Genomic DNA, 11,934 nt, shown 5'->3' with positions numbered 1-11,934 from the left:
CCCCTTTTTTTATTAGTAAACATGTTGGTATCCGCAATGAAAAAAACCTGGATGATTCTTCTCAGTGCCTTGCTGTATGCATGCAGTGGTGACAACGCCCACACAACGGCGCCCCCTGGCCAGCAAGCGCCGGAGCAATCGGGGGACAAGCTCCCGGCGGCAGACCAGGAACTGCTGAGCAGTCTTTCGTTTCCAGGCGAGGTTGCCACCGCGTCACCAACACCGACCCTGCGCCAGCCCAAACCAGAAACCATTTACAATGCCGAGGCGGTTATCCCACCCCAGTGCTATACCAAGCACGAAGCCAAGTACAATCCTTGCATGACCTGCCACCAAACCTACCCCTATCGCAGCAGGCCCAACACCATGGACGATGGCAGTCAGCAGGTCGCCTACCTGTTCTCTGACATTGGCGAAGTTAACCACTGGACCAACCTATTTGAAGATCGCCGCGAACGCATTGAAAAAATCAGCGACCAGCATGTGCTGGACTATATTCATACCGATAATTACAGCCCGCTGATTGAACAACTTAAAAATACCCGCGACTGGCAGGGCCCCATTCCCGAGCTAAAAAATTTAGCACTGGGGGCAGAGGCTTTCGATGAGCTGGGCTTTGCCAAAGATGGCAGCCACTGGGTGGCCTTCAATTACAAACCCCTGCCCAGCACATTCTGGCCAACCAATGGCGCAACCGACGATGTCATGATTCGCCTGCCTGCCAAGTTTCGCCAAGCCAGCTGTGGCGGTGACGGCCAATATTCAAAAGACGCCTATCTGGCAAACCTCTCGATACTGGAAATGGCTATTAAGGATCTACACGATATTTCGACCCCGGACATCGATGAGCGGGCCTTTTGCGTCGACCTAAACGGTGACGAAGAACTCAGCGTAGTCAACCGTATCAAGCGCCCTGAGCACTATGTGGGTGATGCCGCCGATGAAGTGGTAGCAACCATGCTATACCCCCTGGGCACGGAATTTCTGCACAGTGTGCGCTATGTCGGTATCAACGAAGGCGGCGAGATCACCGTGCCTCCTCGTATGAAAGAGCTGCGTTACATGAATAAGTTTGTGTTCTATCCACCAGAGCACCTGGTATCGATGTACGGCAATGAGCGCCAGGAGAAAGTCGATGAGTTGATCCCGAAATATATCAACCGCGGAGACAAGGGTACCGATAACAGCTTTGGCTGGATGATGCTCGGCTTTATCGAAGATGAGCAAGGCAGCCTGCGGATGCAAAGTGAGGAAGAGAACTTATTTTGCATGGGCTGCCACACAACCGTTGGCACCACCATTGACCAAACCTTCGCCTTTGCTCGCAAGGTGACTGGGAGCAAGGGTTGGTCCTATATCAACCTGAAAGGTATGCAAGACGCACCTTACGTTGGCCAACAAAAGGTCGATGGCGAAGTGATCGGAGAAATCGCTGACTATCTGGCAACAGTGGGCGGTGGCAATGAGTTCCGAGAAAACGCCGAAATTCGTCAACGCTTTCTCAATGAAGATGGCAGCTTAAATACCGCTGCGCTGGCCGGTAAAGATGTTTACCAACTTATTACGCCCTCACTGCGCCGAGCACTGGACTTGAATAAAGCCTATATGACGATTGTTGCCGACCAAGACTTTGTGTATGGGCGCGACCCCAATATTGCGCCGGCGGTGAATGTCTACCGGGAGATCGACCCTGAAACAGCCAGCGTGTTACCCGCCGACAAAGTGCGGCATTGGGACCTGCGCCTGAACTGGCAAACGGAGCAAGCGGCGCCCTAGCCGCTGGGATTACCCCCTAAGCAGCCCTATACTTCGGTGCTATCTACCAGCTGCTCAGGGGGCGCTATGCGCTTGTATCTTCGGTTTGGGTTACTTCTCGGCGTTATTGCGGGTGTTGGCTGTAGCAAAACACCACCACCCCTGCACCTCTCATCACCACTGTTAGAAAATACGCTAACCAATCCCTGGTATCAGCAAGCGCAGCGCCAGCTCCTCGACAAAACAACCTATGCCCAGGCTCACGGCAAAGCCAAAAATATTATCCTGTTTGTCGGCGATGGTATGGGGGTTTCCACTATTACCGCCGCCCGTATTCTCGACGGCCAACAGAAGGGAATGCCCGGGGAGGAAAACAACCTGAGCTTTGACCGTTTTCCTTTCAGCGGCCTGGTAAAAACCTACAATGTGGATGCTCAAACCCCAGATTCGGCCGGCACCATGACCGCGATAGTCTCGGGCGTTAAAACCAATATTGGTTTGCTAGGCGTTGACGAAAATACTCGCCGCGGCGATTGCAGCAGCGCCACGGGAAATGCGCTAGTTAGCCTGCTCGAACTCGCAGAAATTGCCGGCAAGACCACAGGTCTGGTGTCCACCGCACGTGTTACCCACGCCACCCCCGCGGCGACGTATGCCAAATCGGCTGATCGTAACTGGGAAGACAACAGCACCTTGCCACAACAGGCAATTTCAGCTGGCTGTGAGGATATTTCCAGTCAACTAATCGGCTTTGAAAAAAACCTGGAAGCCCGCTTTGCCAATGTGGATGTTGACGGCATTGACGTGGTTATGGGCGGCGGGCGACGGCATTTTTTACCCGCCGGTATCGATGGGGGCCAGCGCACTGACGGGCGCAATTTACTCGCTGAGTGGCAGCAGCAATACCCAGCAGCACGCTACCTCGATAGTAAAGCAGCGCTGAATGCACTCGACTTAGCGGCCACAGAAAAACTGTTCGCGCTTTTCAGTGGCTCACACATGCAGTATGAGCTAGAACGCCGCGACGAACCTGACAACGAGCCATCGCTAAGGGAAATGACCGAAGCGGCCCTCGCGTTACTCAGCAAAAATGAACAGGGCTTTTTCCTTATGGTTGAAGCGGGACGCATCGACCACGGCCACCACGCTGGCAATGCCAGTAAGGCCTTGCATGACACCATTGCTTTATCTGAGGCGGTGGCACTTGCCGTAGAGCAAACCAGCCCCGAGGACACTCTCATTGTCGTCACAGCGGATCACAGCCATGTTTTCACGATTGCAGGCTATCCTCGGCGGGGCAACCCGATACTGGGTAAGGTGGTCAGCGTGGGCAGCAATACTCCAAGCACCGCGGCAGATGGCCTGCCCTACACAACCCTGGCTTATGCCAACGGCCCCGGCTCTGAGTATTTCAGCGCCCAAGAGCAGACGGCGGCTGGCAGTCGCCGCGATCTGCACGGCGTTGACACCCAGGACAGAGGATTTCAACAGGACGCTCTCGTTCCTCTCAGTAGTGAAACTCACGGCGGCGAGGATGTTGCTGTCTACGCCATTGGCCCCGGTGCAGCGCTGCTATCGGGCACAAATGAGCAGAATTTTCTCTTCCATGTAATGGCCTATGTCAGCGGCCTCTTGCCACAACCAGCGTACGTGGAATAGCCAGTCCCTAAGGAACCAAAGGCTCGCTGAGCCAGTCGCCATTGATCCGTCGATACAAGCGGCGCTGGTGTACCCCATCTGCTGCTGCGCACCAGGACTCCAGATAGTCCACTGCCAGAACCACTCCCCGCGCGTTACCGACAAAGGGAATATCGGCGCCAGCAAAGCGTTGTCGCAAGCCATCGAGCTCCTCTCGCAGCTGCGCAGCTGAGGTTAGCGTCGAGCTTTGCGGGAGGCGCTGGTACAGGTGATCCAACAGCTTTGCCGCATCGGGTTTGTTCTGCCAATGCTCAAGCATCTCGTCCTCACCCAGCACCTGCCATGTACCGCGCAGGCGGTATTGGCACATTTGCGAGGGCCAGAACAGCAATACCTCGCTGCCACCGGCCATCAGCACCGGCCACTTTGGCGAGCTATCGTTGATAAAAATCATTGGCCCTAAAGTGGTGATATCACGCAGTACCACCGTTCTTGTGCTCGCCTGCTGACCATCTACCGTCGCCACACTGCAATAACGTGCCGCCGTATCACTTTCAGCCAAGGCTAGGCGGTAATCGTGGATGAGTGACGCTAGGGGGCATTGCATACCAGCTCCTGATTTGTCATAGAACGACGCGTTGGCTTTATTGACTTTCCAGTCAGTTGATATACTGTATATACATACAGCATATAGATTCGCGCCATGTCCAATGCCTAGTAAAACACTTGAACAACTTATCAACCGACAGCAGCTGTGGCCAGCCAAACAACGTCGCCGCCACGCAGTAGGCGGCCAGAGTAACGCGACGGGCTTTGCTCCCTTAGACCGAGCCTTACACCAAGGTGGCTGGCCGAGCAGCGGCAGCAGTGAATTTTTGTGTGATACCCCTGGGGTAGGCGAGCTGGAATTGGTCATGCCTACGCTGAGCCAGCTCAATCGCGACCGCCCCATTGCCTGGTTAAACCCGCCTTATCTCCCCTTTGCCCCTGGGCTCGCTCAGCACGGCCTGGCTGCGCAACAGCAGTGGCTGATTCATGCCCATCGTCAACACCAGCTTTGGGCCGCCGAAGAGGCCTTGCGCAGCGGGGTCTTTTGCGCGCTACTCAGCTGGTCGGCAAATTGTTCGCCGAATGACAAGCAGCTACGGCGATTACATTTGGCAGCACGTGAAGGTCACTGCTGGCACCTTCACTTCCGCCCAAGCCGCTGCCAACCACAAGCCTCGCCTGCCCCGCTGCGCGTACAGGTCGAAGGGGGGCCTCGAGACATTAAGTTGGTCATTCTTAAACAATATGGTGGTCATGCCGGCCAGCAACTCACACTGCCGCGAAATAAACAGCTAACTGAAGCCCAGCGCCCTGTTAATGAGTGGCCAACAAACACCAACCCGCGGCGGCGCCTTGCGGTCAATCTCCATGTCGCTGGACGTCCGTCAACACCCTCTAGCCACTCAGTAATACGGTCATAATCCATGCTGTATGTGTGCTTACGGTTCCCACTACTGGGTTTGGAGGCCTTGCCCGGCGCACCGCTGAGCGAGCCCTGCGCCCTGATTGCACAGCAACAGGTAGCACTGGTGAACGCCGCTAGCAGGCTCGCGGGCGTTACCGAGGGAATGTCGTTAACCACTGCTTTAGCGCTTTGCCCCTCGCTCTACTGCCAACCGCAGCAGAGCGAGTGCGAACAGGCCCACTGGCAGCGCCTGGCTCTTTGGGCCTATCGCTTCAGCGACGACATCAGTCTATCGCCGCCCAACGCACTCTTATTGGAGGTGAGCCGCTCGCTCAAGCTATTTGGCAACTTGCAGCGTTTGTATCGCGCCCTGCTTTCCGCCTATCGAAAACGCGGCTTACAGTTAAATATTGGCCTGGGCAATACCCCTTTGGCAGCAGAACTCTTAAGCTTGCAAGGCATTCGCCCCGCTCATCTAGTAAATACCGAGGGCGAGCTCAAACGCGATCCACTAAAGCGCGCACTGGCGTCACTACCCTGCCGCCAGCTCCCGCTGCCAAGCGCCCAATTAGAAGCGCTGCACAATATGGGCCTGAGGCGACTAGGGGATGTTCTTAGCCTGCCGCGCAAGCAACTGTTGAGCAGCTTCGACCCGGTTATGGCCGACTTTGTCGCCCGCCTAACTGGGCGCAAGCAGGATCCAAGACAGCGCTACCAACCCGCTGACGTTTTTGTCAGTGAGCGTCAGTTTGATGGCGGCTTATTTCAGAGTGACCAGCTGCGCTTTCCGATGTCTGCCATGCTCAAAGAGCTAGAGGTCTATTTACGTCTGCGCCAGTGCTTAAACCGTGACCTGCACTGGACCTTCCACTATCTAAGCGGCGAACGCCAGCACTGGAAAACGCCGGTTAATCACCGCCACTTTCATCGCAAAAACCTTCTCGAACTCATTGCTCTGCAGCTGGAAGGGTTTACCTTAGCTGGCGCTGTAGAAGGCATTACTTTGGAATGCAGAGAGTTTGTCAGCCTGGAAGCCACCAAACAGCAACTTTTTGACGAGCATAGAGAAGCCACCGAGCAGAATGACGCCCAACTTCGCCTAATCAATAGCTTGCAGCTGCGCCTAGGTGACAACGCGCTTCAGCAGTTGAAGATAGACGACCGAGTGTTACCGGAACAACAAGGCGTTGCGTGCCCCGTCAGCGACTATAACTGCGAACACCGTGACCACGAGGCAAGCAGTGAAGCGCTCAGACCCAGTTTGCTGTTGCCGACGCCTCTGCCGCTTCAACGCACTACCACCGGATTGGTCTGGCAGGGCCCCCTTGAAATACTTCAGGGCCCGGAGCGCCTGGATAGTAATTGGTGGCAGCAACGCCAGGTTCGCGACTACTACATTGCCCGACACAACGACCACGGCCTGTGCTGGCTATTTAAAGACTGCCTCAGTCAGCAGTGGTACCTGCACGGCTTTTTTTCCTGAAAGCGCCATGGCCACACTGCTGAACTGTCAGAGTAACTTCAGTTTCTTACGCGCGGCATCCCACCCGGAGGAGCTGGTTGCCCAAGCCGAGGCGAATGGCTACAGTGCAATCGCCCTGTGTGACGAAGCTTCTCTGGCGGGAATAGTGCGGGCCTGGCAAGCGGCCAAAGACGCAAATATCAAGCTGATATGCGGCGCACGCTTCCAGTTTCAAGAAGGATTCCAACTGCTACTCGTCGCGCCCTGTCGGCAAGCTTACAGCGAGCTATGCTCACTCATCAGTTACAGCCGTTTGCATAGCACCAAAGGCAATTATGCCCTGAGCGTGGAGGCACTTCAGCGCTTCAACCGGCACCTACTCGCGATTTATCTTCCTGAAAGTAAATGTGGCGCAACTGGTTTGAAGGACTTAAAGGCCTTGTTCCCTACGCGCTTGTGGCTGGGTGTCGCGCTGCACTGCACTGCCCAACAGGAAGCGTATTACCTCAAACACTATGACCTGGCGTGCCGCTACCAAATTCCGCTTGTGGCCGCCCCCCATATTTTGATGCACTGTCGCAGCCGCCACCCCCTATTCGATGTGCTTCGCGCAATTCGCCTGCATTCAACCGTTGGCCAACTCGGCCGCAACACCTTGATGAATAGCGAATACTATATAAAACCTCGGGAGCTATTATCGCGCGACTACCCTCAGGCCTTGTTAGACGAAAGCGACAAACTTGCCGCTCGCTGCCAGTTCGACCTAAAAGAGGTAAAGTACCAATACCCCACCGAGCTGGTACCCAAGGAAAAAAGTGCCACCGTTTTTTTGCGCGAGCTAACCCAAATGGGCGCCGAGAAACGCTGGCCGCAAGGCATTCCAGGCGATGTTCAGAGCAGTATTGATAAAGAGCTAAGCCTCATTGCTGAGCTACGCTATGAGCACTATTTCCTCACTGTCTACGACATCGTCCAGTTCGCCCGAAGCCAGGGCATCCTCTGCCAGGGCCGGGGCTCCGCGGCAAACTCAGCAGTGTGTTATTGCTTATTCATCACGGAAGTCGACCCAAGCCGGAGCGAGCTGCTATTTGAACGCTTTATCTCTCGGGAGCGCGATGAACCTCCGGATATCGATGTCGATTTCGAACACGAACGCCGAGAGGAGGTGATTCAATACATTTATCGCAAGTATGGTCGCAGCCATGCTTCTTTGGCTGCCACCGTTATTAGCTACCGGCGCCGAAGCGCTGTGCGCGATGTGGGCAAGGCACTGGGCTTGGACACCCAGCTCATCAACCAGCTCAGTAAAAATATGGCGTGGTGGGACAACCAAAGCAGCTTAGCCCTGCGCCTCAGTGAGCTGGGTATAAGCACATCGGACCACCGCGGCCAGCAATTCATCGATGCGGTCAATGCCCTTATCGGATTCCCCCGGCATTTGTCTCAACACGTTGGCGGCTTTGTTATCAGTCGTGAGCCGATCAATACCTTGGTGCCCCAGGAAAATGCCGCCATGCCCGAGCGCACCATTATTCAATGGGACAAGTCCGACCTGGAAGCCTTGGGCATGTTGAAAATTGATATCTTGGCCTTAGGAATGCTAAGCGCCTTACGCCGAAGCCTGCGGTATATCAGTGATGCCGCGGGCACAGATATCAGACTAAGTGATATCCCTGCAGAAGATGCAGAGACTTATGCCATGCTCAAACGCGCAGACAGCATTGGGGTCTTTCAGATTGAGTCCCGGGCACAGATGACCATGCTTCCCCGCCTTCAACCTAGCTGCTTCTACGATTTAGTGATTCAAATAGCGATCGTACGTCCTGGCCCCATCCAGGGCGGTATGGTGCACCCCTTCCTTCGTCGCCGGCAGGGTTTAGAAGCTGAGCACTACGCAAATAAGGAGATTGAAAAAGTACTCAAGCGCACTCTCGGGGTGCCCATATTCCAGGAGCAAGTGATTCAACTTGCCATGGTCGCCGCTGGCTTTAGCGGCGGTGAAGCCGACCAATTACGGCGGGCAATGGCAAGCTGGGGGAAGAATGGCGACTTAGCGGGTTTTAAAGATAAATTGGTGAACGGCATGCTTGAGCGCGGCTACGACCTCGACTTTGCAGAGCGCTTATTCAGCCAAATGAAAGGGTTTGGTGCCTACGGTTTTCCAGAGTCACATTCAGCGAGCTTTGCTCTCCTCGCCTACGCCTCGGCTTGGATCAAGTGTCACCATCCTGCCGCTTTTTACTGCGGCTTACTCAATAGCCAGCCGATGGGCTTCTATTCTGTTTCTCAGCTTTGTCAGGACGCTCAGCGGCACGACGTAGCCATTCTCCCAGTCTCTGCCTGCCACAGTGACTGGGAACACCGTGTGGTGTTTAAACAAGAAAGCTCTGCAATTCGCCTCGGCTTGCGAACCATCAAAGGCCTGTCATATGAAAGCGCACAAGCACTTTGCCAGCTACGCCAGCAACAAGCGTTTACCTCAGTGGAGAGCTGCCTTCAGCGACTTCGCAGTGAGGGGAATTTCAGTACAAGCCAGCTCAACCTACTTGCGCGCAGCGATGTGTTTCACGACTTCGAAATAGATCGCTACCGCAGCTATTGGTACATACAGCAGCACCGCGGTAGCGGCCAGCTAGTCAACACCCACAATACTGAAGCACCCGCTACCCTACCGATACCCTCGGAGAAGGAGAACATTCAACATGACTATGCCTACAACTCACTAAGCCTCCGTCGCCACCCTATGGCGTGGCTACGCAGTGAAGGGTATTGCGGACACTATCAGCAAGCGGCTCGCCTGAGCGATATTAAAGATGGCCAATGGCTGACCGTTGCGGGCATCGTCAGTTGCCGGCAACGCCCCGGTAGTGCTTCTGGCGTACTGTTTATGACACTCGAAGATGACACCGGGAACATCAATGTCATTGTGTGGCCAGCGAAACAAGCGGAAAACCGCCAGGCCATCCTGTCGGCGCGAATACTGGAAGTGACGGGTGAAATACAGCACAGTGACCAGCAGACAGGTAGTAGAGTGACGCACATCATCGCACACACCCTGCGTGATATCGGTGCGCTCTTCCCGCTACACGTGGACTCTCACGACTTCCATTAAGGCCTTATTCGGTAAGTACAATTCCCAGTTAAAGCCTTGCGGGACAAGCACTAAGCTCGAATGACACCGTGGCAACCCTATTGATTGTATGATCTGAATTCGATGCCAAAACCCGATGCTGTCACAGATTTGCTAAATCGTAGCAAGGCCATTCTAGAAACGATGGTCGACGGCGTTATAACGATTAATAATCAAGGACTTATCGATACCGTAAACCCTGCTGCAGAGCGGATATTTGGCTATCAAAGCCAAGAATTAATTGGCCGCAATGTCAGTATGTTGATGCCGAGTCCCTACCGTGAAGAACACGATGGTTACATTCACAGTTACCTGACCACTGGCACCAAAAAGGTCATTGATATCGGTCGAGAAGTACGCGGCCAACGCAAGAACGGAGATGTTTTCCCGATGGAGCTCGCCGTCAGCGAGATGCTGATCAAAGGCGAACGAATGTTTACCGGCATCGTTCGCGACATTTCAGAACGCAAGGACACAGAAGAAAAGCTGCGTGAGGCGATGCGGCGTGTTCATGAGCAGCGCATCAAAGACGAATTCATCTCGACAGTCAGCCACGAACTACGCACGCCCCTGACGTCGATCAAGGCTTCTCTGGACATTCTCAAGTCAGGCGCGTTGACCAATGATCCTGAAAAAAGTGAAGCACTCATAGATATCGCCCAAAAAAATAGCGAGCGCCTGCTTTTACTCATTAACGACATCCTCGATATCTCTAAAATCGAGTCGGAGAAGATGCAATATCGCATCACCCGCATCCCGCTAAGATCCTTTTTGGAAACCGCTATCAGTGACAATCGTGTTTACGGTGACAAATACCAGGTGCGCTATGTGCTGGGCGAGTGCCCCGACCACCTGAGTATCGATGTCGACCCTGACCGAATGATGCAAGTAATGAGCAACCTATTGTCTAACGCTGCGAAATTCTCACCGTTGAACACCGAAGTGTATGTCTCAGCAGAAGAGACTGAACACGGCATAAGAATCGTCGTGAAAGACCAAGGTAAAGGTATACCCGAGGAGTTCCAACCTCATATTTTTGAAAAGTTTACCCAAGCGGATAGCTCCAACCAACGCGCTATCGGTGGTACTGGTTTGGGGTTGCATATATCTAAAGCGATTGTCGAGCACCATGAAGGGGAACTCAGCTTCAATTCCAGTGTAAAAAACGGCACAGAGTTTTATATCGACTTGCGTAAAAAGGACCGGACAGGGGCTTAAAATGTCACACAATGAAAGCCTAGAACGCGTACTTTATATTGAAGACGAAGAGGACATTCGAATCGTCGCCGATATCGCCTTAAAAACGATAGGCGGCCTCGACACTCGCTGCTGTGCAAGCGGACCAGAAGGCCTCGCTACACTGGAAACATTCCCGGCCCAGCTAATACTATTGGATGTCATGATGCCCGGCATGGACGGCCCCAGTGTACTGTCAGAAATTCGCAATAACGAGCAATATCAAAACACACCTATCGTATTTATCACCGCGAAGGTGCAAGCTGACGAAGTCGACCAGCTACTCAGCTTGGGCGCAAATGCAGTGATTAGTAAGCCCTTTGAGCCAATGGATATGGCGCAAAAATTGAAGGATATATGGGAGGATTTTCACCGTGCCTAACCCATCACACCAAGATATAAATGAAGAGTTGCGGCAACTACAACGCGACTACATTAAAAAACTACCCGGGCGAGTAACGCAATTGGTTGAGGCCTGGACGAGTAACTTGGCTCAACCGAAGGAAGAGACATTACAAGATATCTATCGCCAAGCCCATACGATTGCCGGAACATCTGGGGTACTGGGAATAGATGAAGTCAGCCAAGCGGCACGCGCTATAGAGCAGGTAATCAAAGAACGAGAAAGTAACGACTCATTGAGTGCAGAGGAGACCAGTGCTGCCCAGCACTCTATCGATATTCTTCGTGAACTCTCTACAAGTAGTGAAATTAAAATCCGCGAAATTAACCTACAGCGTCGCTAGGTAAAGTTAGCGATTTATCCGTCTGTGCCCCCCTAATTCTTTCTATCCCGCCTTTTATCCGAGCTATTTATCGAAACGCAGGACGCTGTATAGCGCCTTGTTTTTAACAACCTGGCGAGTGCTTTGGCCACTTTGATTAAGGCCTGGCTAGTGCCGTGGCTTAGACAGAATGGTCCCACAGCGCTTCGCGGGACAGACTGCGATCGCCGGCTGCCCCACTTTTTCAGGCTACATAGCAAAGCGCCCCAACCCTGTACCTTCGGTACGTGGCTTGTCACATGGCAGCTCTGCGAGCTGCGTAACGGAACAGACGGTAACCGCAATCCCAAATAAAAACCCCGGACAGCTAATGCTGACCGGGGTGTCGGTGTGGTCCATGACTAGAAGGAGTGCTTTGGCCATGACCTACTTTGACCAGAGGCGGCGCCTCTGGCCCTTCGGGCGCCTCCACTGCGTTGCGGCGTCCAACGCGGTTCCTGCGGAACATCGCGTTGTCACATGGGCCCAATATTTA

At 53.9% G+C, this 11,934-nt stretch carries 9 protein-coding genes; 8 read left to right on the top strand and 1 reads right to left on the bottom strand.

All coding sequences use genetic code 11. The features are described 5' to 3' along the window. Positions 1–36: 36 nt before the first annotated feature. Entirely contained in the window at positions 37–1,776 is a 1,740-nt protein-coding gene (locus B3K78_RS05835) for an Aq_1262 family (lipo)protein (protein ID WP_286694690.1), read from the top strand. Positions 1,777–1,842: 66 nt separating this feature from the next. Next, positions 1,843–3,414 (top strand): alkaline phosphatase family protein, encoded by a 1,572-nt coding sequence (locus B3K78_RS05830; RefSeq protein ID WP_286694689.1) that lies wholly within the window; start codon positions 1,843–1,845, stop codon positions 3,412–3,414. Between the two features lie 7 nt (positions 3,415–3,421). On the opposite strand, the gene B3K78_RS05825 is transcribed toward B3K78_RS05830, so the two are convergent. After that, positions 3,422–4,000, bottom strand: coding sequence for a hypothetical protein (locus B3K78_RS05825; RefSeq protein ID WP_204996823.1), 579 nt, complete (start codon positions 3,998–4,000; stop codon positions 3,422–3,424). A gap of 103 nt (positions 4,001–4,103) precedes the next feature. Between B3K78_RS05825 and imuA the strand changes: the two genes are divergently transcribed. The 6 genes from imuA to B3K78_RS05795 all read left to right on the top strand — a co-directional run bounded on the left by imuA (position 4,104) and on the right by B3K78_RS05795 (position 11,420). Then, a complete protein-coding gene (gene imuA / locus B3K78_RS05820) occupies positions 4,104–4,862 on the top strand; it encodes a translesion DNA synthesis-associated protein ImuA (RefSeq protein WP_286694688.1) in 759 nt (252 codons plus the stop codon). Positions 4,863–4,865: 3 nt separating this feature from the next. Next, positions 4,866–6,329 carry a Y-family DNA polymerase gene (locus tag B3K78_RS05815; RefSeq protein WP_286694687.1) on the top strand — a complete coding sequence of 488 codons (1,464 nt, stop codon included), beginning with the start codon at positions 4,866–4,868 and terminating at the stop codon, positions 6,327–6,329. Between the two features lie 7 nt (positions 6,330–6,336). Next, on the top strand, positions 6,337–9,420 hold the full coding sequence (locus B3K78_RS05810) for an error-prone DNA polymerase (protein ID WP_286694686.1): 3,084 nt from the start codon (positions 6,337–6,339) through the stop codon (positions 9,418–9,420). Between the two features lie 102 nt (positions 9,421–9,522). Next, entirely contained in the window at positions 9,523–10,656 is a 1,134-nt protein-coding gene (locus tag B3K78_RS05805; RefSeq protein WP_204997557.1) for a sensor histidine kinase, read from the top strand. 1 nt (position 10,657) lies between these two features. Further along, positions 10,658–11,056 carry a response regulator gene (locus B3K78_RS05800; protein ID WP_204997556.1) on the top strand — a complete coding sequence of 133 codons (399 nt, stop codon included), beginning with the start codon at positions 10,658–10,660 and terminating at the stop codon, positions 11,054–11,056. Next, the gene (locus B3K78_RS05795; protein ID WP_204997555.1) at positions 11,049–11,420 is read left to right on the top strand and encodes an Hpt domain-containing protein; all 372 of its coding nucleotides are present in this window, start codon (positions 11,049–11,051) and stop codon (positions 11,418–11,420) included. The genes B3K78_RS05800 and B3K78_RS05795 overlap by 8 nt, the downstream gene beginning before the upstream one ends. Positions 11,421–11,934 lie beyond the last annotated feature (514 nt).

It is taken from the genome of Spongiibacter sp. UBA1325 (assembly GCF_002306875.1).
Classification (GTDB): Bacteria; Pseudomonadota; Gammaproteobacteria; order Pseudomonadales; family Spongiibacteraceae; genus Spongiibacter; species Spongiibacter marinus.
The sequence above is the reverse complement of the archived record's forward strand: the minus strand, read 5'-3'. Positions and strand labels throughout refer to the sequence as shown.

Bases quoted from the DNA above. Each gene is read 5' to 3' on its own strand.
- B3K78_RS05835 (WP_286694690.1), top strand. From the start codon at position 37: ATGAAAAAAACCTGGATGATTCTTCTCAGTGCCTTGCTGTATGCATGC.
- B3K78_RS05830 (WP_286694689.1), top strand. From the start codon at position 1,843: ATGCGCTTGTATCTTCGGTTTGGGTTACTTCTCGGCGTTATTGCGGGT.
- B3K78_RS05825 (WP_204996823.1), bottom strand. From the start codon at position 4,000: ATGCAATGCCCCCTAGCGTCACTCATCCACGATTACCGCCTAGCCTTG.
- imuA (WP_286694688.1), top strand. From the start codon at position 4,104: ATGCCTAGTAAAACACTTGAACAACTTATCAACCGACAGCAGCTGTGG.
- B3K78_RS05815 (WP_286694687.1), top strand. From the start codon at position 4,866: ATGCTGTATGTGTGCTTACGGTTCCCACTACTGGGTTTGGAGGCCTTG.
- B3K78_RS05810 (WP_286694686.1), top strand. From the start codon at position 6,337: ATGGCCACACTGCTGAACTGTCAGAGTAACTTCAGTTTCTTACGCGCG.
- B3K78_RS05805 (WP_204997557.1), top strand. From the start codon at position 9,523: ATGCCAAAACCCGATGCTGTCACAGATTTGCTAAATCGTAGCAAGGCC.
- B3K78_RS05800 (WP_204997556.1), top strand. From the start codon at position 10,658: ATGTCACACAATGAAAGCCTAGAACGCGTACTTTATATTGAAGACGAA.